The sequence below is a fragment of the Collinsella aerofaciens genome (genome assembly GCF_015560135.1).
GTDB classification, from domain to species: Bacteria; Actinomycetota; Coriobacteriia; order Coriobacteriales; family Coriobacteriaceae; genus Collinsella; species Collinsella aerofaciens_AN.
The window spans coordinates 52,769-79,534 of record NZ_JADMRH010000003.1 but is presented as its reverse complement, the minus strand read 5'-3'; the positions used below and the strand labels follow the sequence as shown (position 1 = coordinate 79,534).

At 60.1% G+C, this 26,766-nt stretch carries 23 protein-coding genes and 2 tRNA genes; 7 read left to right on the top strand and 18 right to left on the bottom strand.

Features of this window, described 5'->3' with window-relative positions; genetic code table 11:
- Nucleotides 1-3 precede the first annotated feature (3 nt).
- Complete coding sequence (gene gltB, locus I2H19_RS02360; RefSeq protein ID WP_195621038.1) at nucleotides 4-4,701, bottom strand: glutamate synthase large subunit; 4,698 nt, start codon at nucleotides 4,699-4,701, stop codon at nucleotides 4-6.
- A 487-nt stretch (nucleotides 4,702-5,188) separates the two neighbouring features.
- Between gltB and I2H19_RS02355 the strand changes: the two genes are divergently transcribed.
- Nucleotides 5,189-6,481 carry an Nramp family divalent metal transporter gene (locus I2H19_RS02355; RefSeq protein WP_229089744.1) on the top strand — a complete coding sequence of 431 codons (1,293 nt, stop codon included), beginning with the start codon at nucleotides 5,189-5,191 and terminating at the stop codon, nucleotides 6,479-6,481.
- Between the two features lie 388 nt (nucleotides 6,482-6,869).
- Here the strand turns inward: I2H19_RS02355 and I2H19_RS02350 are convergent, their stop codons facing one another.
- From I2H19_RS02350 to I2H19_RS02325, 6 genes are all read right to left on the bottom strand, one after another.
- On the bottom strand, nucleotides 6,870-7,013 hold the full coding sequence (locus I2H19_RS02350; protein WP_195364046.1) for a rubredoxin-like domain-containing protein: 144 nt from the start codon (nucleotides 7,011-7,013) through the stop codon (nucleotides 6,870-6,872).
- Between the two features lie 89 nt (nucleotides 7,014-7,102).
- A complete protein-coding gene (locus tag I2H19_RS02345; RefSeq protein WP_195621037.1) occupies nucleotides 7,103-7,606 on the bottom strand; it encodes a flavin reductase family protein in 504 nt (167 codons plus the stop codon).
- A gap of 207 nt (nucleotides 7,607-7,813) precedes the next feature.
- The gene (gene smpB, locus I2H19_RS02340; RefSeq protein WP_006235325.1) at nucleotides 7,814-8,284 is read right to left on the bottom strand and encodes an SsrA-binding protein SmpB; all 471 of its coding nucleotides are present in this window, start codon (nucleotides 8,282-8,284) and stop codon (nucleotides 7,814-7,816) included.
- Nucleotides 8,274-9,191 carry a tetratricopeptide repeat protein gene (locus I2H19_RS02335; RefSeq protein WP_117564212.1) on the bottom strand — a complete coding sequence of 306 codons (918 nt, stop codon included), beginning with the start codon at nucleotides 9,189-9,191 and terminating at the stop codon, nucleotides 8,274-8,276. The genes smpB and I2H19_RS02335 overlap by 11 nt, the downstream gene beginning before the upstream one ends.
- Nucleotides 9,192-9,288: 97 nt before the next feature.
- Nucleotides 9,289-9,365: transfer RNA gene (locus I2H19_RS02330), tRNA-Glu, on the bottom strand.
- A 17-nt stretch (nucleotides 9,366-9,382) separates the two neighbouring features.
- Nucleotides 9,383-9,456: transfer RNA gene (locus tag I2H19_RS02325), tRNA-Gln, on the bottom strand.
- Nucleotides 9,457-9,732: 276 nt separating this feature from the next.
- Between I2H19_RS02325 and I2H19_RS02320 the strand changes: the two genes are divergently transcribed.
- A complete protein-coding gene (locus tag I2H19_RS02320; RefSeq protein ID WP_161144815.1) occupies nucleotides 9,733-10,143 on the top strand; it encodes a hypothetical protein in 411 nt (136 codons plus the stop codon).
- Between the two features lie 196 nt (nucleotides 10,144-10,339).
- Here I2H19_RS02320 and I2H19_RS02315 read toward each other — a convergent pair whose 3' ends face one another.
- The 7 genes from I2H19_RS02315 to I2H19_RS02285 form a co-directional block, all read right to left on the bottom strand.
- Nucleotides 10,340-10,699, bottom strand: coding sequence for an arsenate reductase family protein (locus I2H19_RS02315; RefSeq protein WP_055251871.1), 360 nt, complete (start codon nucleotides 10,697-10,699; stop codon nucleotides 10,340-10,342).
- 122 nt (nucleotides 10,700-10,821) lie between these two features.
- Entirely contained in the window at nucleotides 10,822-11,403 is a 582-nt protein-coding gene (locus I2H19_RS02310; RefSeq protein ID WP_195621036.1) for a VanZ family protein, read from the bottom strand.
- A 101-nt stretch (nucleotides 11,404-11,504) separates the two neighbouring features.
- The gene (locus I2H19_RS02305) at nucleotides 11,505-12,110 is read right to left on the bottom strand and encodes a recombinase family protein (protein ID WP_195621035.1); all 606 of its coding nucleotides are present in this window, start codon (nucleotides 12,108-12,110) and stop codon (nucleotides 11,505-11,507) included.
- 171 nt (nucleotides 12,111-12,281) lie between these two features.
- On the bottom strand, nucleotides 12,282-14,417 hold the full coding sequence (locus I2H19_RS02300) for a ribonuclease R family protein (RefSeq protein WP_195621034.1): 2,136 nt from the start codon (nucleotides 14,415-14,417) through the stop codon (nucleotides 12,282-12,284).
- A gap of 135 nt (nucleotides 14,418-14,552) precedes the next feature.
- Complete coding sequence (gene ftsX, locus I2H19_RS02295) at nucleotides 14,553-15,473, bottom strand: permease-like cell division protein FtsX (protein WP_117734382.1); 921 nt, start codon at nucleotides 15,471-15,473, stop codon at nucleotides 14,553-14,555.
- Entirely contained in the window at nucleotides 15,460-16,680 is a 1,221-nt protein-coding gene (gene ftsE / locus I2H19_RS02290; protein ID WP_195621032.1) for a cell division ATP-binding protein FtsE, read from the bottom strand. The genes ftsX and ftsE overlap by 14 nt, the downstream gene beginning before the upstream one ends.
- An 878-nt stretch (nucleotides 16,681-17,558) precedes the next feature.
- Nucleotides 17,559-18,014 carry a hypothetical protein gene (locus tag I2H19_RS02285; protein WP_195621030.1) on the bottom strand — a complete coding sequence of 152 codons (456 nt, stop codon included), beginning with the start codon at nucleotides 18,012-18,014 and terminating at the stop codon, nucleotides 17,559-17,561.
- Nucleotides 18,015-18,223: 209 nt separating this feature from the next.
- On the opposite strand from I2H19_RS02285, the gene I2H19_RS02280 reads away from it, so the two are divergent.
- Nucleotides 18,224-19,045 carry a sce7726 family protein gene (locus I2H19_RS02280; protein WP_195621028.1) on the top strand — a complete coding sequence of 274 codons (822 nt, stop codon included), beginning with the start codon at nucleotides 18,224-18,226 and terminating at the stop codon, nucleotides 19,043-19,045.
- Here the strand turns inward: I2H19_RS02280 and I2H19_RS02275 are convergent.
- From I2H19_RS02275 to I2H19_RS02265, 3 genes are read right to left on the bottom strand one after another with little or no spacing between them, the layout of a single operon-like run.
- Entirely contained in the window at nucleotides 19,042-20,184 is a 1,143-nt protein-coding gene (locus I2H19_RS02275) for a hypothetical protein (protein ID WP_229089743.1), read from the bottom strand. The genes I2H19_RS02280 and I2H19_RS02275 overlap by 4 nt on opposite strands.
- A 13-nt stretch (nucleotides 20,185-20,197) precedes the next feature.
- Complete coding sequence (locus tag I2H19_RS02270; protein ID WP_195621024.1) at nucleotides 20,198-21,250, bottom strand: helix-turn-helix domain-containing protein; 1,053 nt, start codon at nucleotides 21,248-21,250, stop codon at nucleotides 20,198-20,200.
- A gap of 22 nt (nucleotides 21,251-21,272) precedes the next feature.
- A complete protein-coding gene (locus I2H19_RS02265; protein WP_195621022.1) occupies nucleotides 21,273-21,587 on the bottom strand; it encodes a type II toxin-antitoxin system RelE/ParE family toxin in 315 nt (104 codons plus the stop codon).
- Between the two features lie 389 nt (nucleotides 21,588-21,976).
- Here I2H19_RS02265 and I2H19_RS02260 point away from each other — a divergent pair, with 389 nt between their 5' ends.
- From I2H19_RS02260 to I2H19_RS02245, 4 genes are read left to right on the top strand one after another with little or no spacing between them, the layout of a single operon-like run.
- Nucleotides 21,977-22,513: an RNA polymerase sigma factor gene (locus I2H19_RS02260; RefSeq protein WP_195621019.1), complete on the top strand. Its 537-nt coding sequence runs from the start codon at nucleotides 21,977-21,979 to the stop codon at nucleotides 22,511-22,513.
- Nucleotides 22,506-23,291, top strand: a complete 786-nt coding sequence (locus I2H19_RS02255; protein WP_195621017.1) for a hypothetical protein — start codon at nucleotides 22,506-22,508, stop codon at nucleotides 23,289-23,291. The genes I2H19_RS02260 and I2H19_RS02255 overlap by 8 nt, the downstream gene beginning before the upstream one ends.
- Before the next feature lie 48 nt (nucleotides 23,292-23,339).
- Nucleotides 23,340-24,287 (top strand): ABC transporter ATP-binding protein, encoded by a 948-nt coding sequence (locus I2H19_RS02250; protein WP_195621015.1) that lies wholly within the window; start codon nucleotides 23,340-23,342, stop codon nucleotides 24,285-24,287.
- Nucleotides 24,280-25,533, top strand: a complete 1,254-nt coding sequence (locus tag I2H19_RS02245; protein ID WP_195621012.1) for a hypothetical protein — start codon at nucleotides 24,280-24,282, stop codon at nucleotides 25,531-25,533. Before I2H19_RS02250 ends, I2H19_RS02245 begins: the two co-directional genes overlap by 8 nt.
- Before the next feature lie 290 nt (nucleotides 25,534-25,823).
- Here I2H19_RS02245 and I2H19_RS02240 read toward each other — a convergent pair whose 3' ends face one another.
- Nucleotides 25,824-26,765: a transketolase family protein gene (locus I2H19_RS02240; RefSeq protein WP_195621011.1), complete on the bottom strand. Its 942-nt coding sequence runs from the start codon at nucleotides 26,763-26,765 to the stop codon at nucleotides 25,824-25,826.
- Nucleotide 26,766 lies beyond the last annotated feature (1 nt).

The following is a 26,766-nucleotide window of genomic DNA, read 5'->3' as shown; positions in this document are numbered from 1 at the left end:
CACTTACGCCTCCTTCTTGGTCGAAGCAACAGAGCTGGCCGCTGCGGACGCAGCGCCCGCAGCATCGCCCGTGACATCAAAGCGAGCGACATCCGCGGCGCTCGCGCGACCGGTCACAATGTCAAACGCCAGCTCCTCGGCCTGCGCATGCGTCTTGCCGGCAGCCTCGCCCGCGGCGACAATCGCCAGCACGCGCTCGTACTCGGTCGGAATGACCTTCACAAAGTGCTTGCTCATCGTCTCAAAGCTGTAGAGCAGCTTAATGCCGCGCGGGCTCTGCGTCGCGTCCACGTGCTCCTGGATGAGCTCGCGAATCTGCGCCAGCTCGCCGGCCGTCGGGGCCTTGAGCTCAACGCTCTCGTGGTTCACGCGGGCATCGAGCGTGCCGTACTGGTCAAAGACATAGGCCACGCCGCCCGTCATGCCGGCGGCGAAGTTCTGCCCGACCTCGCCCAGGATGAGCGCCAGACCGCCCGTCATGTACTCGCAGCCATGGTTGCCGCAGCCCTCGACCACCACGGTGGCACCGGAGTTACGCACGGCAAAACGCTGGCCGGCAAGACCGTTAATGAAGCCGCGGCCGCTCGTGGCACCAAAGAACGCAACGTTGCCCACGATGATGTTCTCGTCGAACTTGTAGGTCGCATGCGGGTTGGGGCGCACCGACACCTCGCCACCCGAAAGGCCCTTGCCAAAGTAGTCGTTGGCGTCGCCGCACACGTTGAGCGTAATACCGCGCGGCAGGAAGGCGCCAAAGCTCTGACCGGCCGAACCGTCGCAATCGATGGTGATGGAGCCGGCGGGCAGGCCCTCGGGATGCGCCTTGGTCACCGCGTTGCCCAGGATGGTGCCCACGCAGCGGTTGACGTTGGCGATATCGGCGCGGAAGCGAATCGGACGCAGGTGCGCACGGGCATCGGCCGTATAGGGCACAAACAACGTGGAGTCGAGCGTCTTGTCGAGCTCGCTGTCCGCGGCCATCTGCGGCAGGAAGTGGCGACCGTCGGCGCCCGGAATATGGGCACCGAACTCGCAGGTCGCGCTCGCCAGCACGGGCGACAGATCGAGCAGGTTGGCCTTGCGGTTGCCCGGGACCTCGATCTGGCGCAAGCACTCGGGATGGCCGACCATCTCATCGACGGTGCGGAAGCCCAGGCTCGCCATGACCTCGCGCAGCTGCTCGGCAACAAAGAGCATAAAGTGCTCAACGTGCTCGGGCTTGCCGCGGAAACCGCGACGCAGACGGCAGTTTTGCGTAGCGATGCCGGCCGGGCAGGTGTCCTGCTGGCAGTCGCGCTGCATGAGGCAGCCCATGGAGATGAGCGGCATGGTCGCAAAGCCAAACTCCTCGGCGCCCAGCAAGCAGGCGACGGCAACATCGGTGCCGTCCATGAGCTTGCCGTCGGCCTCGAGCACCACGCGTGAGCGCAGGCCGTTTTGCAGCAGCGTCTGTTGAGCCTCGGCAAGGCCAAGCTCCAGCGGCAGTCCCGCATGCCAGATAGAGTCGCGCGCAGCGGCGCCCGAGCCGCCATTGTGGCCGCTGATCAAGATCTTGTCGGCAGCACCCTTGGCCACACCGGTGGCGATGGTGCCGACGCCGGCCTCACTGACCAGCTTGACCGACACGCGCGCGCCGGGGTTGGCGTTCTTAAGATCGAAGATCAGCTCTGCCAGGTCCTCGATAGAGTAAATATCGTGGTGAGGCGGAGGCGAGATCAGGCCGATGCCGGGCGTGGACTGACGGACCTCGGCGATCCAGGGGTAGACCTTCTTGCCGGGCAGGTGGCCACCCTCGCCGGGCTTGGCGCCCTGGGCCATCTTGATCTGAATCTCGAAGGCGCTGCACAGGTAGCGGCTCGTCACGCCAAAGCGCGCGCTTGCTACCTGCTTGATGGCGGAGTTCTTGGAGTCACCGTTGGCCAGCGGAGTCTCGCGACGCGGATCCTCACCGCCCTCGCCGGAGTTGGAACGGCCGTGCAGGCGATTCATGGCGATGGCCATGCACTCGTGTGCCTCTTTGCTGATGGAACCGTACGACATGGCGCCGGTGTTAAAGCGGCGGACGATGTTGAGCGCGGGCTCCACCTCGTCGAGCGAAACCGGCGTGCGGCCGCTGGCATTAAAGTCGAGCAGGTCGCGTAGGCGCACGGCACGGCCGGTGCGGTGCAGGCGGGCGCTGTACTTCTTAAAGGTGTCGTAGCTGTCCTCGCGGCAGGCGGTCTGCAGCAGGTAGACGGTCTGGGGGTCAATCAGGTGATCCTCGCCACCGAGCGGGCGCCACTTGGTCAGGCCCAGTGTGGGCAGCTGATCGGGAGCAGGGCTCTTAAGGATGACGAGCGCGGCGTCGTAGCGCTCATTTTGCTCGCGCTCGACGTCCTCGATACCCATACCGCCCACACGGCTCACCGTACCGGCAAAGTACGCGTTGACGAACTCCGTCGTAAAGCCCACGGCCTCGAAGATCTGCGCCGAATGGTAGCTCTGCACCGTGGAGATGCCCATCTTTGACATGATGGAGACAATGCCGGCAGTCGCAGCCTTATTGTAGTTGGCGATGCCCTGCTCGGCCGTCACGTCCAGGTCGCCGCGTGCCGCCAGATCGCGGATGCACGCATGTGCGTTGTACGGATAGATGCCGCTCGCGGAGTAGCCCACCAGTGCCGCAAAGTCGTGCGGGGACACGGCGTCGCCGCACTCCACCACGATATCGGCAAAGGTGCGCACGCCAGCGCGGATCAGATGGTTGTGCACGCAGCCCACGGCAAGCAGCGACGGCACGGGCACCTCGCCCGCTTCGGCGCGATCGCTCAACACCACGATGTTCACGCCGTCGCGGACCGCAGCCTCAACGTCCTCTGCGAGCTGCTTGAGTGCAGCCTGCAGCGCGCCCTCGCCGGCATCGCGGCGGTAGACGGCACGGAAGCGACGGGTCTTAAAGCCCACGCGGTCGATGGCGCAGATACGCTCGAACTCCTCCTCGTTGAGCAGCGGACGCTCCAGACGCACCAGCTGGCAGGCCGTGCGGGAGTCCTCGAGCAGGTTGCCGTGGTTGCCCAGGTAGAGCGTGGTCGAGGTGACCATATGCTCGCGCAGGGCGTCGATCGGCGGGTTCGTGACCTGAGCGAACAGCTGATAGAAGTAGTCGAAGAACGAGCGCGTCTTCTTGGACAGGCAGGCCAGCGGCGCATCGATACCCATCGAGGCGAGCGGCGCCTTGCCCTGCTGGGCCATGGGACGCACGACTTCGTCAACATCATCCCAGTGATACCCGAGCTTGGCCATGCGCACGGCGGCGGGCACCTCGGCATCCTCGGCGGGCGCGGGCGCGGCGGGCTTGTCGAGTGCGTCGACGGTCAGCGTCTCCTCGGCAATCCAATCACGGTAGGGCTTTTCCTTGGCGTAACGGGCGCGCAGCTCTTCGTTGTAGATGACACGCCCGCGGGCAAAGTCGACCTCGAGCATCTGACCCGGTCCCAGACAGCCGCTCGTCAGGATGTTCTCGGGGCTCACCTCGATGGTGCCCACCTCGCTTGCCAGCATAAAGCGACCGTCGCGCGTCACATAGTAGCGGGCGGGACGCAGGCCGTTACGGTCGAGGGCGGCGCCCAGGGTGCGCCCGTCGGTAAAGGCGATGGCCGCCGGTCCATCCCACGGCTCCATGAGCATGGACTGGTAAGCGTCGTAGGCGCGGCGCTCCTCACTCAGGCTGTCGTTGTGGTCCCACGGCTCGGGCAGCAACATGGACGCGGCACGCGTAAGCGGGCGACCGTTCATGACCAAAAACTCGAGCACGTTGTCCAGAATCGCGGAGTCGGAACCCTCGCGGTTGATGATGGGCATCACGCGCTCAAGATCGTGCTGCAGCACGGGGCTGTACAGGTTGGGCTCGCGGGCGCGAATCCAGTTGACGTTGCCCTTGAGGGTGTTGATCTCGCCGTTGTGGATGATAAAGCGGTTGGGGTGCGCGCGCTCCCAGCTGGGCGTGGTGTTGGTGGAGTAGCGCGAGTGGACGAGCGCTACGGCCGTCTTGACGGCGGCATCGTTGAGGTCGATGAAAAAGCGGCGCATCTGCGTGGCGACCAGCATGCCCTTGTACACGATAGTGCGCGAGCTCATGGAGCACACGTAGAAGATCTTGTCGCGCAGGGCGAACTCGGCGTCGGCCTTCTTTTCGATGGTGCGGCGGCACACATACAGGCGGCGCTCAAAGGCATCGCCGGCAGGTGTGTCGTCCGGACGGCCCAGGAAGGCCTGCAGGATGGTGGGCATGCAGGCGCGGGCCGTCTCGCCCAGGTCGTGCGGGTCGACCGGCACCTCGCGCCAAAAGAGCAGTGGCACGCCGGCCTCGGCGCAGCCCTCCTCGAACACGCGACGGGCATCCTCTACGCCCTTGTCGTCCTGCGGGAAGAACAGCATGGCCACGCCATAGTCGCCCTCTGCCGGCAGAATCTGGCCGCACTTTTGGGCCTCTTTACGAAAAAAGTGATGCGGAACCTGGAACAGGATGCCAGCGCCGTCGCCGGTGTTCTTCTCGAGTCCCGTGCCGCCGCGGTGCTCCAAGTTGACCAGAATGGACAGTGCATCGTCCAGAATCTGGTGATGGCGCTCACCGTTGATATCGGCGAGCGCGCCGATGCCACATGCATCGTGGTCGAATTCGGGGCGATAAAGGCCCTGCTGCTGAGCGGAATCTGCCTGCATCGCGATCCTCCCCTAGATATTTTGACAGTCAGTTGAATAGGCATACTAGGGGCATCGCCGGCCCGTTGTGTTTCCCACCCGTTTCGAAACAATCGCGTAACGCACGCCCTACGAGTGGGTGCCGCCGACCTCAAGGACGACAACATAGGCCCCAAGTTCGGCCTGTAAGCTCACCGCTTCAAACATTTCAATCTGTAACACGACGACCCAATTTCGATGACTAACAGTTACAGATTGAGATGTTTTTGAGAGACGGTTCCGAATGTCTCAATCTGTAACACGAAGGGCCGGTTTTTGCAGCCAACTGTTACAGATCGAGATTTTCCATAGGACCATTTCTTCCTGTCTTGATCTGTAACACCTAGACCCAATTTCCATCCCTAGTTGTTACAGATCAAGACATTTCGGCAATCCCCTTTCACTGTCCCATTCAAATGCAACAATTTTGTTAGTCTTGGTTAACTTTTGAGCCTAAAACGGGTATCCTTTGCGGCGTCAAGCAAACGGCACGCAGGAGCTCACCATGCTCAACCATCTCAAACAACACTTTGGCTGCCGACGCACCGGTGGTCACGGAGGCCTAGACATTGCGCGGCATATCGGCCCCGGGCTGCTCGTGACCGTCGGCTTTATCGACCCGGGCAACTGGGCCTCCAATATGGCCGCGGGCTCGCAGTTTGGCTACGCGCTGCTGTGGATCGTCACGCTGTCCACGATTATGCTCATCGTGCTGCAGCACAACGCGGCGCACCTGGGTATCGCCACGGGCGCCTGCCTTGCCGAGGCCACGACACGTTACCTCCCCCGCTTCGTCGGGCGCACGGTGCTCGCCAGTGCCTATCTCGCGACCATCGCCACCGCCATGGCCGAGGTCCTGGGCGGCGCGATTGCCCTTCAAATGCTCTTTGGGCTGCCCGTGCGTGCGGGCTGCGTCATCGTGGCGGCAGTATCGATGGCGATGCTCATGACGAACTCCTACAAGCATGCCGAACGCTGGATCATCGCCTTCGTAGGCGTGGTAGGACTCTCGTTTTTGGCCGAGCTTGCACTAGTCAAGGTCGACTGGCCGCAAGCCGCCGCAAGCTGGATCACGCCCAGTATGCCCACTGGCTCTGCCGCGATTATCGTGAGTGTCCTGGGTGCGGTCGTTATGCCACACAACCTTTTTCTGCACTCCGAGGTCATCCAATCTATGCACTTCGAAGGCCAAGGCGAGCAGGTTATCGAAGAACGTCTGCGCTACGAGCTCTTCGACACGCTCTTTTCGATGGGCGTGGGCTGGGCAATCAACTCGGCCATGGTCATCCTGGCCGCAACGACCTTCTTTGCGCACGGCATTGTCGTAGACGACCTCGCCGTCGCAGCGGCCACGCTCTCCCCCATCTTGGGCCCGGCAAGCTCAACTATCTTTGCGGTAGCGCTGCTGTTCGCGGGACTATCGAGCAGCGTGACGGCGGGCATGGCGGCGGGCACCATCACCGCGGGCATGTTCGACGAGGAATACGACATCCACGACCGACACTCATCGATTGGGGTGGCGGCCTGTTTCGTCGGCGCAGTGACGGCGTGCCTAGTCGTCCCAAATCCTTTTGAAGGTCTCATCTGGAGTCAGGCACTGCTGTCGCTTCAGCTGCCGATTACGGTCTTTGTGCTCATACGGCTCACCAGCTCACGCCGCGTCATGGGCAAATACGCCAACTCGCGCCCGCTCAACGCGCTGCTCGTAGGGATCGGTGCCATCGTGACGATTCTCGATGTCGTGTTGTTGACAGGGATGTAATGGGACGGGGCACCTACCCAGGCAAACGTCTCGATCTGTAACATCTAGACCCTCTTTTGATGTCTAGATGTTACAGATCGAGATCATTCCGAAGGACAGCTCCGTTTGTCTCAATCTGTAACAAGTGGACCCAATTTCCACCGTTAGATGTTACAGATTGAGATCTTCTTCCGGACGGTTTTGGTTTGTCTCGATCTGTAACAGGAAGACCCGTTTTGAGCCGTTAGACGTTACAGATTAAGACAAAAGGTCGACCGGACTCACAACAGACAGGATCGGCCAACAGCAACCGTGATCCCTTGGGGACGGAGGAAAAGGGCCCCGGCCGAGAATTCGACCGAGGCCCTTGGACAGAGCTATGCGTTGATACAAGCCGTGTGTCTGCGAGCTACTCCTCGACGAGCTCAAACTGATCGGGACCGACGCCGCACACCGGGCACACGTAATCCTCGGGCAGCTCGGGCGTGTCGACCTCAACCTCGTAACCACAAACGATGCACACGAACTTATACGTCTTCTTCTCCTCAGTCATGATGTTCTCCTCTCGAACGCGACTGGTGATGTACTTCATCTATTAGTATAGATTCTCAATAATATAATGCAAGTTTTTTTAAAACATTTCTAGCCTTGATACGAGGACGCCTTCGGAGACGTCTTGCCCTTCAGGACCTTATGGTAGTAATCGTAGGTGAGCGGCGTCTCGTCGCTCAGGCGCTCGGCATCCTCGACCTCGCCGATAAACAGTAGATGCGTGCCCACATCCACAGTGTCGATCAAACGGCAGCTAAACAGGGCCGCCGCGTGCTCGGGCACATAGGGCATGCCCAGAGCCGTCTCGCGGGTCTCGTATTTGGCAAACTTGTCATAATCGCTGCTGGTGCGGAACCCAAAGTTACCGATGTAGAGCATGTCGGCGGTCTGATCGATCACGGTCAGCGCGAACGCTTTGGCCGAAGCGATGACGCCCGAGGTGACGTTGTTCTTGTTCACGGCAATCGAGATGCGCGGCGGGGCGGATGTCACCTGCACCGCCGTGTTGATGACGCAGCCGGCGCGCAGCCCGTCTGCAGCGGAGCTCACCACGTACAGGCCGCTCGGCATGGTAAAGAACGCAGTTTTGTCCATAACGATCACTCCCCTAACTCGGGTTGGAACCTCATGGATGTATGTACCCACAAAAAAAGGCAGCGCCCATAACGGACGCCGCCTTTGAAACATATGTGTCAGAACAGTAAGAAAGATAAGACACCCGCAGTTGCGGTGAAATAGGGACTGAATAGCCCCTCAAACAGGCAAAACAGTCCGTATTCCACCGCAACTTATGAAGGACGGTCAGCGGTTGCGTTCCTTGAGGGCACGGTCGATCTCGCGTTGGACATCACGCTTGGCCATGTCCTCGCGCTTGTCGTAGAGCTTCTTGCCGCGACCCAGGCCCAGCAGCAGTTTTACGCGACCGTCGGTATTAAAGTAGAGCTCCAACGGAACCAGCGCATAACCACGGTTGCGAAGTTTGCCGTCAAGAAAGTCGATCTCCTTGCGGTGCAGCAGCAGACGGCGCCGACGGTCGGGATCGCGATTCCACACGCCACCATGGCTATAAGGGTGGATATGCAGGCCGACGAGCCAGCACTCCCCGCCACGAATCAGTGCAAAGGTATCGGTAATCTGGCACGCGCGCTCGCGAATCGACTTGACCTCGGTACCGCTCAGCTCAATACCGCACTCAAACGTCTCATCGATAAAGTACTCGTGATGTGCCGAGCGATTCTTGGAAATGAGCTTGCGCTCGCGCTTACTGGGCATCGCCGGCCTCCTTGGCGCCATCGGCGTTTGAGCCCGCAGCCTCGCGCTTTGCCCTGCGCTCGGCATTGAGCTCGGCATCGCTCTCGCGCACCAGCTTGATAATCGCCGCGCATGCCTCCTCGCCCACCAGGTCGCGGGCACGGACCGTCAGACGCGTAGCCTCCTGCTTGTCGCCGTCGCTTGCAGCATCGGTCGCGCACATGATCAGGCAGATGGCGATCTCGGCCGAAGGCGAGGTCGGCACGCCCTGCAGGGCGAGCTCACCCATCACATGGTCGTCACTCTCGTCCGCGGCATCCGGATAGGTGGTATGGATCTTGTTGAGCAGGCGCGTCGTATGCGCATCATTGGGCGCCAGGCGCAGCGCCAGACGTGCGCAGCCCACGGCAGCCGAAATGTTCTCGGTCTCGGGCTCCAAGAAGTACTGACCCAAGTTGGTGTAGGCGCGTGCGGCGCACTTACCGTCGCTCGCGCGCTCCAGCACCGAGAACGAGAGCGATGCCCACTCCTGCTTGTCCTCGAGCGCGCGGAACAGCTCGGCCAAGTCCAAGCGATAGTTGCAGTTCATGGGATCCCAACGCACGGCCTGCATCAGGGCATTCCGAGCACTCACATAATCCTGCTGGCGAATGTAGGCAAACGCCATGTCGGAGTACAGGCGGTCAAAGGGAACCTCGACCTGCACCAGCTCGCGCGGATCCTTCTCCACGCGGCGATAGGCCAGGCGCTCAAACTTGCTGTCGAAGCTAAAGTACTGGCGCTTCTCCTCCGTCTTGCACTCAGCGTCGATATACTCCTCGGCGAGCTCCACCAGACGCTCAAGCAGCGGCGTCGCCGTAGCCAGGTCGCCCTGCGCCAGATAGTTCTCGGCATACGTGATGTCTTCCAAGCTGATAGGCAGGTCCATGACAACTCCTCGGTCCGGGCGGCAGACTCAACGCGCGCCTTAAATATCGGTCGATACACAAAACCCGGGTCTCTTACGAGGCCCGGGCGTTCAATTTTGGTAGCCCGTACCAGATTCGAACTGGTGATCTCCGCCTTGAGAGGGCGGCGTCCTAAACCGCTAGACGAACGGGCCATATGTAGCAAATGCAATGGCTGGGATGGAGGGAGTCGAACCCCCATTGACGGAACCAGAATCCGCTGTCCTGCCATTAGACGACATCCCAATGACTGCATCGCTGCGCTCGGCTGTGCCTTTGCGCAAGAAAGAAATATACGGGAAGTCCGGCCGTGACGCAAGCCCCAATTTTGACTTTTTTGAAATTCAGTCAAATTGGCCTAATTTAGTCCAACCCGTGAAGGACCTGTGAAGCCAACCGCTGTACACGAAGGGCAAAACGCCGCGAGCGGTAGCCGTCAACCGTTGGCAGATTCTACCGCGAAAACGATAGCACCAGGCAACACAATCGAAGTATCAATGATCACGTAGATATCGAGGCGCCATGGACGAAGAGCTTGATTACCTATGGGAGACCCTGGGCCTCGAGATCACTGCCGACCTTTGGCCCGAACGGGACAAAATTCACCCCACGTTACGCCCCGCCATTACTGTGGTGCAGGCAAAATACCGCCGTGCATCCTTTTTAATCATGCGGATGTCATGGCACGCGGGACTCCCCGACCTTAAGCGAATCCAGGCAAGCCTCGTCGAGCTGTCCGGCATGCCGACCGTCATATCCGAGGCGCACCTGGAGCAGCGCCAGCGCGAGCGACTGCAACAGCAGCGGATTCCCTTTATCTGCCCCGGCATTCAGGCATATCTGCCCTTTATGGACGAAGAGTACTGGAGCGGCAAGCCCAACAAGCACGTAAAGGTCTACGATCCGCACGAATGGGCACAGCTGGCGGACTGACTGAGGCAGGCCCGCCGGCGGAAAGTGCGTTCCAGATTTCAAGCTCAAACTGGTCCCCACTTTCCCGTCGAGCCCTCAACCGGAGACCGTGTCCCACAATCGAAGCTCAGAATGGGACGTGCTTTCCGCAACCGGCCACTTTGGGAAAGTGCATCCCATTCTGGAAGCGAATTCCGGGTCGCACTTTCCGCAGCCGCTACAGCAACGCCTCGGCCCAAGCCGCTTCCCTAAAGCCAGGAATCGCAAAGTCGTCGCCCACCAGCAGCGGACGCTTGACCAGCATGCCGTCGGTCGCCAGCAGCTCGTAGCACTCCCGATCCGTCATGCCCGCATCCAGACGCGCCTTCAGGCCCAGCTCTCGATATTTCATGCCCGACGAATTAAAGAAGCGCCGCACCGGCAGCCCCGAACGAGCAATCCAGGTCGCAAGCTCATCAGCCGTGGGATTGTCCAAAACGATATCGCGGTCGATATACTCTACCCCATGTTCGTCCAGCCATGCCTTGGCCTTCTTACAGGTCGAGCACTTGGGATATTCAACAAACAATACCGCCATGGGATTTCCTTTCTTAGAGAAAACAGGTGTCTGGAAAACTGCACATCGACGACCACTCGCGATTGCAGCCGTTATTGTAGTCAATGTCGAAGCATAGGCAGTCGCGATGTCTCGTCTTAAGGCTAGCGCCTCGCATGGGCGCCGATCGGCCGAGTCGCATGGCGCACCAACGCCGCTGCCAGCAATACCAACAGCATGGCGGTGACATAGCCCGCAGCATCGAATCCTAAATCGATAACGTCGAAATGCCTGCCGGGAACAAAGATCTTATGCACCTGATCGCCAACGGAGCAGGCGGCGCAAAAGAGCAATACGGGCACGCAACGGGAGCATACGCTCCACGGACGCCTGGAAAGGCAAACCACGACCACGGAGGCGAATAATCCGACGAAGAAAAACTCTACGGTATGGGCAACGCGACGGACGTTTGTGCCCACCCACATGCGAATGGAAGCAAGTCGGCCAGACCGGACATTCGAGGCAGCCGAATCGGCGCCCCCGGTCATTCCGTTCTCTGTCTGGGCTTCACCCGTGGCATCAGCAGCCTGAACGCCCGTAGCCTGACCCTCCACCACACGCGCGGTGGACTCGCTCAGCAACGACGTCTCCATCGCATTTTGCTCCGTCAGCACCCAGATGCCCGCCAGCGTTGCAGCGAACAGAACGACCGCGGTCCATCCGATTATTTGTTTTACGCGCGCCAAGGGCCAACCTCCTTTTTTGAATATCAGCGAGTGTAGTCTAAATAGCAGTGTCGTCGTAGCAAAATTTGAATCGCAACAAGAAGCGACAGGGCTGCCATCTCCTAACCCGCCTCGCGCATCCAGCGATCGAACGTCCCCACGCACACACCCAAGCGCTTTGCTGCCTGGCTACGGGTGATATCGCCTGCCTCATAGCTATCGCGCACCAGTTCAAACTGCGGAGGGCATGGCTTGCGAGGCCGGCCAAACCGCACCCCTCGCGCCCGCGCCGCCGCAATTCCCTCTGCCTGACGCTGATGGATGTTCTCGCGCTCCACCTGCGCCACGTAGCTCAACAGCTGCAGCACAATGTCGGCAATCAGTGTACTCGTCACGTCCGGCGCTTCTCCATCCTTTGCGCGCGTGTCGAGCAACGGCATATCCAGCACCACGATGGCCGTCCCGCGCTCTTTTGTGATAAGGCGCCATTCCTCGAGTATCTCGCTGTAGTTACGACCCAAGCGATCGATGGACAACACCACCAGAACGTCCCCATCCCCCAGCACGCGTAGCAGATCGCGATAACGCGGACGGTCGAAGTCCTTGCCGCTCGCACGGTCGGCATAAATATTCGCCGACTCCACGCCATAGGCGATCAGCGCATCAAACTGCCGATTCAGGTTCTGATCACGCGAACTCACACGCGCATAGCCGTACACCGTCGCCATCTCATCCCCGCTTTCTTGTAAACCCGCCAAAAAGGGACAGGTTTATTTTGGTAGGTTTTACCTCCCAAATAGCAGGCGGATAGGCGGCCGAGCAGGCGGCGACGCGGCCATCATTCAAATGCGAGGGCGGCCCCGAAAGACCGCCCCCACTTCCGCACGATCGTGATTTGGCTAATGGATTAGCTTAAAGTCCAAGTGCCCGCGCGTGGTATTGACGCGCGAGACCTCGATGACCACGCGCTGCCCCAGCTCATAGCGGGTCCCCGTGTCGGCACCTGTGAGCGTGAGCGCGTCCTCGTCAAACTCGAACCACTCGTTGCCCAGGCTCTTAATTGAAACCAGGCCCTCGACCTGCGTCAGATCCAAGCGTACGAACAGGCCCATGCTGCTGACCCACGAGACCGTTCCGGCATAGCGCTCGCCCAGGCGATCCTCGTAGTACTGGGCAATCTTGATCTTTTGCGTCGCATGGCTGGCGGCATCGGCCGCACGCTCCGCATCGCTGCATGCACGGCAAATCTGCGGCAGAATGCGTGGCAGGGACTCGCGACCCTTACCGATGAGCCGGGGCGTGCGTGCCAAGGCGTCCTTGCCGCCCAGCTGCTCATAGGCCAGCTGCAGCTTGAGCACGCGGTGCACCACCAAATCGGGATAGCGGCGGATAGGACTCGTAAAGTGGCAGTAGCACGGAGCGGCAAGCGCAAAGTGGCCTTCGTTGCGCGGCTTGTACAGTGCGCGCTGCATGCTGCGCAACAGCAGCGTGTTGACAAGCGGCGCGTTGGCCGTGCCAGCCGCGGCGTCGACCGCAGCCTGCAGCTCATCGGGACTTCCCAGGGCAATACCAGCCGCACGGCGGTCGTCGATGATGCCCAGCTGCGCCAGCGCCACGGCGGCGCCGTGCAGGCTATCGGGACTGGGATCATCGTGCACGCGATAGCAAGCCTCAATGTCGCGGTCGGCCAGCCACTCGGCCACGCACTCGTTGGCGAGCAGCATGGCTTCCTCGATAAGCGACGTGGCACACGAACGCTCGCGCGCCACAATCTGCACGGGTACTCCGTCCTCATCCAATAGAGCGCGAATCTCGGCCGTGTCAAAATCGACTGAGCCGCGGACGCGACGAATACGACGGCGAAGTTCGGCGAGTTCGTTGGCGGCGACAAGGAAATTGCCGAGGTCGACGTTGCAGCCGCGGGCGGCCTTCTCGCACGCAAGACCGCGCTCAAGCGCCTCCTCGCGCGAGGCCTCAGCAGCCGCAACATCCTCGGCCGCACCCTCCAGCACCCCATACTCCACCGCGCCGGCACGCACCAACAGTGCCTCGGTGCCGTCGTAGTCCATTCGCACGCGCGAGCGAATCACACTGGGATAAGGATCGTAGCGGCGAACGCGGCCCTGCGCATCGAGTTCAATATCGACGGTAAACGCCAGACGGTCCTCGTCGGGACGAAGCGAGCACAGGTCGTTCGATAAGCGCTCGGGCAGCATGGGCAGCACTCGATCGGCCAGATACACCGATGTCGTGCGATGGCGCGCCTCAAGATCGATATGCCCGTCCCAAACCACATAGTGCGAGACATCGGCGAAGTGGACGCCCAGCTTATAGCCGCCATCGGGCGTGCGCTCCAGCGAAATGGCATCGTCAAAGTCGCGAGCGTCGACCGGGTCGATCGTGATGATAAAGCGGTCGCGCAGATCGCGTCGGAGCGGATCTTTGAGCGCCGCGGTCACATCGAGCGAAAGGCCCTCGGCCTCGGCCAGCGCCGCCACGGGATAGCTGTCGGTATAGCCATAGCGCGCCATTACGTATTGAACACCCAGATCGGGCGCGTCATCGCCGCCAATGCGGCGCTCGATGGTCACGGTGCCTGATTCAAGGCGCGTCGGATAGGTCAGAATGCGTGCGACCACAGCGTCACCGGGATGAACGCCCAGGCGCTCGGCCGAAGTGTCCTCGGGCAAAATGAAGAAATCGGCCTTGAGACGCGAATCGAGCGGCTCGATCACGCCGAGCGGACCGGCCATCTGGTACGTGCCCACCACACTGATGGCAGCGCGCTCGACGACCCCCTCAATCACGGCACGACGCTCACCATGCGGGCTGTTCTTAATGCTCACGGCGACGGTATCGCCATCCATGATCTCGCGCTTACCGCGGCCCATGACTTTATAGTCGCCGTTCTCGGTTATGACATAGGCGCTGTGCTCATGGAGCTGCACGCGTCCGGTCAGACTCGGGCGGCGCTCGCTGCGCACCGGTCCACGCTTATTGCGGGCACCGCGCTTATGCTTGTTATTGCGCCCCATGGCGCCTCCTTACTATCGATGACGAACTCCAAAGAGTCTACCCAAATGATTCGCTTTCCTGCCGTCCCCTAGGGATCAAAAAACGGGCCGCCCCATAAGAGACGACCCGTTGGAAGGGATGAATTCCAGGCATGCCTACACGCGCAGGTAGCGGCGCATGGCTATGGCAGAACCAAAGAGACCGATAATCACGCCGACCAGAATCAGCGCAGCATAGGTCACCAGGTAGTACTGCATCGGCAGGGCAAACGACATCCAGCCGATGCTCTCCTGCAGACGCGGAATCATCAGATTGCGCAGCAGCTCCAGAACGCCGATGGAAAGCAGCGAGCCCAAAATGGCCTGCAGTACGCCCTCGGTGATAAACGGGCCGCGAATGAAGCCGTTGCTGGCGCCGACCAGACGCATAATCGCAATCTCACGACGACGCGCCGTGATAGACAGGCGAATCGTGTTGTTGATGAAGATGAATGCGATAAAGGTCAGAAGGCCAACGAGCACCACGGCGGCGATGCGGATGTAGTTGGTCACCTGGAACAGGCGGCTCACTTCCTCCTGGCCGTACAGCACGCTCGCGTTGACGTCGCCGTCGTCCGCGATCTTTTGGAAGTCGGCATTCTTCTTGAGCTTCTTGGCCGTGCTCTCGACCTGAGACGGATCGTCCATCTCAATCGCAAACGAGGCGGGCAGCGGGTTCTGGCCGTCGAGCGCGCTCATGGTGGCGTCGGCGTTACCCGACATCTTGCTCGTGTACTCGGCCAGCGCGTCGTCCTTATCCTTATAGGTCACGGACTTGACGTTGCTCCACGTCTTGAGCTCGGCCTCAAAGGCCTGGACGTCTGCCTGATCGGCGTCATCGCTAATAAAGGCATTAATGACAACCTGATCCTCGACGGTGCCGATCACGGAGTTCAGCATCGCGGAGCCCATGATGAACAGGCCGATGATAAACAGCGAAAGGAAAATCGTGATGACGGCGCCGAGCGAGGTAGTCCAGTTACGGAAGAAGTGGCTGATTGCCTCTTTGAAGGAGTAGCCTACGTTAGTTGGTGCCATAGTTGCCGTAACCTCCCCTCTCCTGGTCGCGGATAACGTGGCCGCCCTCGAGGGCGATCACGCGACGGTGCATGCTATCGACCATCTCGCGGTCGTGCGTGGCGACGATCACGGTGGTGCCAGTGCGGTTAATACGCTCGAGCAGCTTCATGATGCCCAGCGAGATCGCCGGGTCGAGGTTGCCCGTCGGCTCGTCGCAGATCAGCAGCGGCGGACGGTTGACCATAGCGCGGGCGACGGCAACGCGCTGCTGCTCGCCACCGGAAAGCTGGTCGGGCAGCGAGTCCATCTGATCGGCCAGGCCGACCAGACGCAGCACCTCGGGCACCTGGCTGCGAATGACGCCCTTGGGCTTGCCGATGCACTGCAGGGCAAACGCCACGTTTTCGTAGGCGGTCTTTTGCGGCAGAAGCTTAAAGTCCTGGAACACGGCGCCAATCTGGCGGCGCAGGAACGGAACCTTGCGGTTCTTGATCTTCATGAGGTCCTGACCGGCAACCAGGATGCGGCCGCTCGTCGGCTTGACGTCACGGTTGAGCGTCGACAGCAGCGTGGTCTTACCCGAGCCGGAGTGACCGACCAGGAAGACGAACTCGCCCGGATAGATCTCGATGTTGATGTCGTCGAGTGCAGGCTTGTTGGGCTGTGCCGGATAGATCTTGGTGACATGCTCCATAAGGATGACGGGCTCGACACCGGCCTGCTTGGCCATCTTCTTGCGGCTGGCCTGCGGATCGATGGGCGCAAACACCGACGTAAAATCGGGGTTGTTGAGCGCGTTATCGAGGCTTGCGACCTCGGCGGCCTGATCGCTCTCGACCACCGGGGCAGCAGGCTGCGTGGGGTCGGGAATAGCGGCAAAGAGACCGGACTGCGCAGGCTGAGGAGCCGGCGTCGCAGGGGCCAAGGGGTCGGGAATGCCGGCCATGGTAGGCTGCGGCGTGGCGGCACCAGCCTGAGGCTGCTCCACGCGAGCGGTCACGGCCTGAACGGGCTCAAAACCCGCCGTGCCGGAAAGCGCGACATCGCTGGTTGGATTGTAGGCAAAGGGATCGGATGCCGGCTGTGCCTGATCTACCGGCTGAGCGGGGGCCTGAGCAACAGGCTGGCCCTCTGAATCCGGAGTGGCGAAACGACTGCCCTGGACGCCTGCCTGCGTCTTGGGGGCATCATCGCCCGCACCGGAGGTACGGAAGTGGTTACCCACTGGTGCTCCTTATCGTCGTGCGTTTAAACTACATGAGCGCTTTGTATTTTAGCAGCATTAGCTTTGCTGCACATAAGAAGCATGGCGCGCCTTGGATTCCCGTCGGCCCGTCGGCCGCCATGAATATCAACTTCATCCGAACTCCTCTGATGGATGGTCCGCGCTTTCCAAGCGCTTCCCCCGTCCGCCTCAATCGGGCATACTTCAATCATTGTGAAAAGCCCTAGGGCTTTTAGCGGCTGCGGGTACCTGTACCTTCAGCCGCATTTTTCTTACTTTTTGGACCCGATATGGAACACTGACCGGCTCTCACGGCCATAGCAGACACGTCTCGTAGCACCAGAAGTCAGCTCTCCGTATCCATCACCGCCCAGCTCACAGGCGCAATACCCGGAATAGACATTAGACAAGAGGGACAGGTGGCCTGACAGTCTCCCGATTTTGTCCTGCGTTGCATCGAGGCGGAGGCATATGCCGCCTTTCGAGCGCGAGTGACGCCGACGTATAGCAGGCCGCTTTCCTCGATAAGCCCGTCTGGCATTCTCCTCATATCGACAATCCGGCAACTTTGCGCGGAACGTGAGCACGTATCAGCTCTGTCGCACTGAACCTGCGCCCCCGACTCCCAAGAAGCTCAAAGAGATCGCGCCTCGTTCAAATGACCAGAGCGGTTTGGGAAAGTGAATAAGCTCCCTTTCCGCCTGCCACCCCCTCGCATATCCGCCACACACCAAGCATCGCTGGCTGCGGTTTCCCCCATTACATGGGACGCACGCGCCTTACGACCCGCGCCGAGCCGTATGAACCCGTCCTCCAACGGCACCCGCACGCTCATCGCGTCCGGCAGAAGCGACCGCCGCATCGGCGCCGCCCCGGCATCACGCCACCCCGCAGAATGCGATCCCCGCGCCGCTAAGCTCCGCCAGCACGGCGCGGGCCGCCGGCGTTGGCCCGCTCTCCACGCCGTCGCCCACGTGGCGCGACACCTTGAGCGCCACCACGTCGCCGCCGTGATCCGCGAGCAGAGCCTTGGCCGCCGTTACGCTGCGAGCGCCCACGAGGCGCAGCTCGTACTCCACGCGCTCGTCCGTAGCGGCGGTCTTCACCGCCTCGATCTCACCGCGAAGCGCCTCGGCAGCCTCCTTGGAAGCGGAGGCATCGGCCACCTGTGCCTCAAACTCCGCGATCCGCTCGTCCCGCTTCGCAAGCATCGCCTGGTAGTCGTCGCCGGCTCCGCCCAGGGCCGTCACTTCCCCTTGCTCCTGCGCGTCTTCCGAGCCCGCCTCTTGCTGCTGCGCCTCGTCCGCTTGCCCGCCATTCGAGCCCTCCTTCACGAGAACCGCCTTTCCGCTCGTACGGCAAGCACAACAAGATGCCCGCCTGGTTACTCATCAAGAGCAGCCTAGGCGGGCGTCAAAAAGTCAACCGCGCATCGGAGCCGCAAGGCGGCAGTGCCCGAAGAAATACGTCCCACTGGGTTACACACACCGAACTTAAGAAGCGTTTTTGGGCCATCATGGTAAAATTCCCATCGGAGGTAACGATGGAGACCATGCTACTTGATGACATAGAGTTGAGGGAGACTGCAAAGCGGCTCTACGATTCATACTCGACTGTTCTCTCCGAATCCAAGCTCATCTCCATCATCCAAGACGTCCTCGGCGACTTCGCCCCCGCGCTCGACTCCAAATACGCGGCCCGAAGGACCATCAACGACTTGGTGATGGGTTATTACCCGAACGAAGCCACCATCAAGGCCAATTTCATCGATAGGGTCCTCTTTCCGCTGAGCCCCGCGAACATCTCCATCTTCGAGCTTCCCATCGGCAACAGCCGCGTGGACATGTGTAAGGTCAACGGCCACAGCGCCGCCTACGAGATCAAGACCGACCTCGACACGTTCGATCGTCTCGAGGGCCAGTTGAGCGACTACTTCGACGTGTTCGAGACCGTCTACGTCGTGACGTCCGACAAGCGTTGGCAAGAACTGCCAAGCTACGTCCCCGAGGCCTGTGGGATTTACTCCTACAGCCAGGACGCAAGGGACGGCTCCTATCACTTCAAGGCACAGCGCAAAGCCATCAAAAGCACCAACCTGGACTCCGAAAAGCAGCTCGCGGTCATGCCCAAGCGCGCCCTCTGCGAGACCTTCGGCATCGACGGCGGGGGCACGTCAAAGCCCGCCATCATTCAAGAGTGTCTTGCCGAGAACAGCCAAGCCAAAATCAATCGGCTGTTTAAGGCCTATCTCAAGCAACGCTACGGTGCCTACTGGGAGCACTTCTGCAAAGTCAAGCCGCAGGTCTTCGGTATTGACTACGAATGGTTCTACCGCAACAGACTAGAGCCGGAGATTGTGTACTAGAGGTTGTAGCTGTTACCGTGGGCGAGGTAGAGCTGCTGCACGTAGCGAACAACGGTGTACACAATCCAAGTCTGCCAACCGCCATAGTTTCCGGCTGCGGCATGATCAGCTATTTCAGACAGTACGGCGCATTCGCCAGCACGTCTTTCCAGCTCGCCCCTGTCTGCAAGTATCTGTTTTACGACATCGTCGTAGCCGGATTGGCCTTTCTTCACGTCTGGATTGATATACCTTTTGAAGGTATTTGATGAACCGTCATAAAAAAGGGCAAGAGCACGTCCAGTGGCCCCCGCGCCCGGACGGGGCGGTAAGGAATCACGAAGCCCGGCATAGTCGCCGACGCCTTCGAAACCATATTCGGAAAAGTCACGAATGTGGCTATTGTCGATGAAACAGCCATCTTCGTACACCTTGTTCCCGTCATCGCGTTTGCGCGGCGAACACAGTAGGACAGAGTGCGCCGCAATATGAAGGTCAGCCAACTCGTCAAACTCTTCGATACGAGAAGCGGGCGGGGTCTCGTTGATGTCGTAAATCAAGTAGTCATCCGGCCCCAAAAGGTCAGACAAGATGTGCTCGTACCCCTCATATGTCGATATCCGGATGGCGACTGGTTTATTTGAAGAAGTCTTCCTTAGCTCCAAAATCAAAGCTTCCAAGGATTTTGGTGAGAGGTTGGACAGCTCGTCAATCACCGAGATGACCGGGATGAGATCTCGATAGTCGGCAAGCCGCTTAACCGCCTCCTCGTAAAACGCCAAGTCGTTGCTCATTTTAAGAACAAGCTTGCATTTTGAGGGGTCGGCGCCTTTGTATTTGGGCATATAGCAGCGGAAGAAGTCGACCAACACCTTTTTACCGGCAAAGGCATCACTAATGTTATCCAAGGTGACATCGCGCTCAGTCTCAAGATCATCTACCGTGCACATACGGGGCTGACCTTTGCGCTTTCCACTTTTATATGGCTTGTTGACCTTGACGTACTCACCCGTTGAGGGATCGACCAGCTTATCAAAGGCAACGTCCTTCTTAACCACCTCGACCAAAGGCAGAAGCCCTTCGTCTAAAAGTCCGAGCTCCCGCAGCCTTTGTACGGCCCTGAACTCATTTAGGCGATTCTTTAGTGTGAGGACATACATGGGGCGTCACCTACTAACAAGCGGACTTAAGATTAGAGAAAGCGTCAAACCCGATGCATCCATCATGCTGAAGAAAGCCGACCGTAATACCCGGATCCACCCTCTGGCTGGACGAGAATTCCCTGATTCTTCCCTCAGTAAAATGACCGGCTGCAACAAAGCTCTCATACTCGTCCAGGTCTACGAAGAAACGCCTTGCGAACGCATTGGCCTCTTCGTCCTTATGCTCTTCGCTTGCAAGTTCTTCCATCGACACGATTTGCTGCTTGGGGTCGTAATGAAACAAGAGGTGTGCAAGCTCATGCACGACCGTAAACCAGACATGATCATGAGTCTTGTATCGCTTGCTGATGAAAATAGCAGGATGACCCAAGTAGGTTGTCAACACGCCACGTACTTTAGCGTTCGAGATAGCTTCATGCTCAACTAGGTAAACTCCACACCTGTTCAGAAGCTTGCGTGCGCTCTTGATAGAACCGTTTACATCTGGATTCAGGGCAATCTTCTTCAAACGATCAAGCGACGACTCAAGCAGCTCTCTAGAGTATTGAGTATCGCTTAAATCCTTATTCTGAGTCTCAATCTCCTCTTTGCAGAGCCCGAGCCAAACGGCAACAGCCTCCGAATTGCCACCATCCTGCATGAACTCCATCCCGCCGGGAATTGCAGTCATGTAGCGGTCAAAATCCGAAACGCCCAGAATCTTCAGCATAGCCGCAGCTTGCTCAACCAAAGACATGCTCGTTCGCGGAAAGACCTCCTTGAAATGAAACCTCTTGGCGATCTCCTTAAGGTCAAGCTCCTCCAGATGCGCCTCCTCGCGTTCGCGGGCAAGGTACTCCTGATACTTGACCTCATAGTTAAGCCAAAAACTCGCGGGAACGTCGGGCATGACCTTCTCAAGCTTCAGCGCCATGTCCTCGGTAAGCCTGGTCTTCCCGTTCAGAAGCTGGGAGAGGTGGCGCTCGCTCACGCCGGTACGCTTCGAAACTTCCTTTTGGGTCAAACCGCGCGCATCAAGGTATTCCTTGATGATCTCGCCGGGCGCGACGATGAAATCACTCATAGCTATCTTCTCCTCTCCTAGCTCAGTGGTAGTCCTGAATATCCACGATGCAGACGCTGGTGATCGTCGTAAGGTCATCCGGGTCAAACTCCCCGACGGGACGGATGACCAGTCTCATGTTCTTGCTGAGGTCGATTCCCCAACAGCCCTCAAAGTTGCCGGTCAGCTTGTGCCTGCGCGGCGGCGGCAGATGGGTAATCTGCGAAAGGTCATTCGCAACCCGCAGATCGGAAAGACGATGAATGAGGTTCTTGGCTATCTTGCCGTAGTTCCTCGTTATCGCCCTCTGATCCTTAAGGCTCTTCTCCAGCGACTTGCTTGCATATTCGATATCCATCTCCACCTCCTTTGATAGAAGGATATTGCAATTGACCTCTGAGGTCAATATTGACTTTTAAGATCAATTTAATTCTGTACCTAGACCACTCAGACTGATACTCGTCTGACGTTAGGGTTTTCTAATGAGCGGTGCCACCTCTTAAATACTCTCGCATAAACCGCCCAATCTCTTCTCCGAAAACGCTCAAGCCGCCCGATGCAATAAGCTCTGGATGCACCCTAACCCCATTAATATCCCAGCCATCATCCCTGACATGCTGGAATTCAGTGAAATGCCCGCCACTCACAGGGCTGCCGCATGGATACAAAATGGGACGTAAATATCAAAATTCCGCGCACATCCCGGCGCCAAACCACGTTATGCCCTATAGGAGGTGAGGGAAGAGAATGCATAGCTTTCCATACGGCAGCAACGGCAGGGCGGACGCGCCAGGCCGCGAGAACGACTCTTTGGTAGGGCGCTTCGCAGAGGAGCACTACGACAAGGTATACCGCTACTGCGCGCGAAGGCTCCCCTCGAAAGAGGATGCCCAAGACGTGACGCAGGAGGTGTTCCTTCGGCTCGTGCGGAGCGATGCGCTATACGCCGAGCATGGAAAGCCCCTTGCGTATCTCTACGCCTGCGCGCGCAATGTCTGTGCCGACTTCTACCGAGGTCAGAGACCGGTTGGTGCCTTGGACGAGGACGATGTGCAGACAATTCCTGACGTGCGGCATGCAGACATGGACGGACGGCTGACCATGGCGGGTGCCCTCGCCCGCCTTACGGAAGAGGAGCGCGAGGTCATCGAGCTTCGCTACGGCCAGGACCTGCCTATGTCCGATATCTCCGCCGTGACGGGGAAGTCGAGGTTCGCTCTCTATCGAATCGAGCGGCGCGCGCTCGGCAGGCTCAAGGAACTGATGGGAGAAGGCAATGGATGACTCGAAGCTAAAGGATGCGCTGAGGAGCTACTACGCCGCCGACGCGGCATCCCCCGATGCCTCGGCGCGCAAGCGCACCTTGCTGCTCGTGGAAGCAGAGGCGGCTCGCGCCTGCGGAGGCGCGAGGGAGGCGGATTACATCCCGCTCTGGCGGTTCGTCGCGAGCCAGGTCCGGTTCGTGCGTCCCTGGGCATGGATGCTCCAGATCGCGCTTCTGGCATGCATGCTCGTTCTCGTCGGCGTGATCGGCCCGCGCTCGGGAAGTCCCGTCGTCGTCATGGCGGCATCGGCCCTCTCGGTTGCCATAGCGGCACCATCGGTATTCAAGAGCTTCGAGACCCGCGTCTGCGAGATGGAGTACTCGTGCCGGTTCAGCTGCGTGCAAGTGTTGGCGAGCAGGCTTTTGCTTTTCGGCCTTGCCGACGTGCTTTGGATTACGCTCTCCGTTGCGGCAGTGCCAACGCTCGCGGGGATCGACGCGCTTCGCGTACTGCTGTACGCATGCACGCCGTTCTTCTGCTCGTGTGCCGCCTGCTTCTATGCGGCGCGCCGTCTGCCGGGCAACTCGCTCGTCGCCAGCGTCGCCCCTGCGATGTCCGTACTCGCAGCGCTCTGGCTGCTGAGCACGGCGTTCCCCCTCTGGTACGAGGGCGCGTCTCTCGCCGTATGGGTCACGGCGCTCATGGCCTCCATGGCGCTCACCGCCCTGGAGGCGTCAAGGCTCATACGCTGCGTCTCAGGCGGCCTCTCGCCACGCCCGTCAAAGGCGGCACTCTAGCTCTCCTCCTGCATGCCTGCAACATCGAACGAAGGACAAGGAACGAACATGGAACTCAGGCTTGACAGGCTCACCAAGCAGTTCGGCAGCCATATCGCCGTCGACCGCGTGAGCTTCAGCTTCACGCCCGGCGTCTACGGCCTACTCGGGGCCAACGGCGCAGGCAAGACCACGCTCATGCGCATGATATGCGACGTCATGAGGCCGACATCGGGAAGCGTGTTGTTCGGGGGCACCCCCATAGACCAGCTTGGCGACGGATATCGGGCGCGCCTCGGGTACCTGCCCCAGGACTTCGGCTACTACCCGGACTTCACGGCCTGCGATTTCATGATGTACCTGGCATCGCTCAAGGGGCTCACCGCGCAGCAGGCGAAAGTGCGTACGCGCGAACTCCTAGGAGTTGTCGGTCTCGCAGAGGCCGCAAAGCGGAAGGTCAAGACCTTCTCCGGCGGCATGAAGCAGCGGCTCGGCATCGCCCAGGCGGTGCTCAACGACCCGTCTGTCCTCGTGCTCGACGAGCCCACCGCAGGGCTCGACCCCAAGGAGCGCGTCCGCTTCCGCAACCTCATATCCTCTCTCGCCCAAGACAAGATCGTCATCCTTTCCACGCACATCGTCTCTGATGTGGAGTACATCGCCGACGAGATCCTCGTGATGCGCGCTGGCGGCATCATCACGACGGGCACGGTCGACGAGATCACAGGGGACATCAGGGGATGCGTCTGGGAGTGCACTGTCGCCCCGAGGGAGGCAGACGCCATGTCGGCATCGCTCACGGTGGGCAACATCCACTACGCCCAGGACGGCTCTGCCATTGTTCGCGTGGTGGCGCAGCAGCGCCCGCATCCGAGCGCGCGCGCCGTGGAGCCGACGCTGGAGGACGTCTACCTCTACCTCTTCCAGGAGCAGTCCGGGGGCCTGCCGGTTTCGCGGACGAAAGCGGAAGCGGGACGGGACGCAATCGCACGCAGGAAAGGAGCGCGCCGTGGGTAGCCTCATCAGATACGAGCTCAAGAAGATGCTCTCAAGGCGCGTCTCGCAGGTTTCCATAGCGGCCGTCCTGGCGCTGGTCGCGGTCATAGCCTTCTTCAACATAACGTCCCAGTACGCCCTCGACCCCAAGGAGATGGGCACCGAATTCGAAGGCACTGCCGCCATCGCCCAGATAAAGGCAGACACGGAAGCGCTCGCAGGCCCCATCACCGACGAGGAGGCCACCGAGGCGCTCCGCGAGTTCAAGGAGTTCGTCGGTCCGGACGGCGAGGTCAAGGAAGAGTACAGGACGGACAGGAAGCCCTACGGGGAGAAGGCGAACGAGTACTGGGAGTTCAGCGCGAAGAACGGCGCCCTCATGGCGCTGCTGACAAGCCCTTGGATGCAAGGCTACCAGATGCCCGTGTCCGCGGCAGCCGCTATCGACACGACTGGCACCGTCGACCTCTACGGGCGAGTCCGCTCGAAGATAGCCTCCGGGCTCGACGCGAACGGGGCCCTCTCGTACAACGACGATGAGAGGGCGTTCTGGAGCGAGAGGGCGCAAGGCATGCAAACGCCCATCGAGTACGGATACGCAGGAGGATGGGAGGACTTCCTCAACCTCGCCCAGTTCCTCATATTCGCGATGCTCGCAGTCGTGATAACGTGCGCATCGGTGTTCAACGGGGAGTACCGGGCCAAAACCGACGCCATCCTGCTGTCCACCAAGTTCGGCAAATCAAGGCTCGGGCGCGCGAAGGCGGCGGCCTCTATGATCGCGGCAAGCGCCATATACTGGGTCTTCACACTCGTCTTCCTGGCAATAACGCTCGTCTTCTACGGAGCCGACGGCGCAGGTCTACCCATCCAGATCTACAACATCACATGCACCTACGGCATAAGCCTGTCAGCCGCCGCCCTCATATGCTGCCTCGTCGGGTATCTCGCAACCCTCGCCCTCCTTGGGATAGTGCTCGCACTGTCAGCCAAGATAGACAGCCCCATGGGAATCCTCGCAGTCGGCGTCGCTCTCATCTTGATTCCGATCTTCGTGCCGACGATGACGAGCAGCATCGCGAACCGCGTCATCTACCTGTTCCCCTACGACGCACTGAACCCCCTCAACCTCTTCGGCATGGTCTCGTATGCCATAGGCCCTGTCGTGGTCGAGCTGCCCGTGTTCCTCGCCGCTTTCTACCTCCTGCTTTTCGCGACGGGCATTGCTCTCGCGATAAGGACGTTCAAACGCCATCAGGTTGCCTGATGATGTCAAGGAGGGCCGTTGCCGCCAAGGATGCGTGAATCAGCGAGCCTTCGAGTGGATGCATACCATCGCATTTCAGGGCGAAATCCTCTCCGATTCGCCTCTGGCTGTTAGGGTTTAGGGCTGAATGTTGCGCAACTGCGCCCTGGCCCCGACCGTAAAACCTCTCTAGCTTCTTTCCCTGCCGTCTCCAAACACAAAGCCGGAGTGCCCTCCATATGGAAGGCGCCCCGGCTTGTTCATTGCCCAATGCGGAAGCGGCTCTCAAGTTAAGGCCAAAGCAGACCGCCTTACGCCAAGAACTCCTTGGTGGTTGCCACGATGTTGGCGGCGTCCAGGCCGTACTTGTGCAGGAGCTCGGCGCCCGGACCGGACTCGCCGAAGGTGTCGTTGACACCGATCTTCTTAAGCGGCGTCGGGCACTGTTCGCACAGGACGTCGGCGACGGCGCTGCCCAGGCCGCCGATTACGGAGTGCTCCTCGACGGTCACGACGTGGCCGGTCTTGGTGGCGCTCTTGACGATCAGGTCGGCGTCGATGGGCTTGATGGTGTGCATGTTGATGACCTCGGCGTCGATGCCCTCGGCAGCGAGCTGCTCGGCGGCCTCGAGGGCCTCACCGACCATCAAACCGCAGGCGACGATGGTCACGTCGGCGCCCTCGCGCATGACGATACCGCGGCCCAGCTCGAACTTGTAGGTCTCGGGGTCGTTGATAACCGGCGAGGCCAAGCGGGCAAAGCGCATGTAGACGGGGCCATCGCACTCGTAAGCGGCACGCGTCACGGCACGAGCCTCGACGTCGTCGGCGGGAACGATCACGGTCATGCCGGGGATGACACGCATCAGGGCGATATCCTCGCAGCACTGGTGAGTAGCGCCGTCCTCGCCCACCGAGATGCCGGCGTGCGTGGCACCAATCTTAACGTTAAGGTGCGGGTAGCCGATGGAGTTGCGGACCTGCTCAAAAGCGCGGCCGGCGGCAAACATGGCAAAGGTGCTCGCGAAGGCAACGCGACCGGTGGTTGCGATACCGGCGGCGACACCCATCAGGTTGCTCTCGGCAATGCCCACATCAAAGAAACGATCGGGGCAGGCGGCCTTGAACTTGCCGGTCTGCGTTGCGGCAGCCAGGTCGGCATCGAGGACCACAAAGTCGTCGTGCTCGTTGGCGAGCTCGACGAGGGCCTCGCCGTAGCTTACGCGCGTGGCGATTTTCTTGACGTCTGCCATC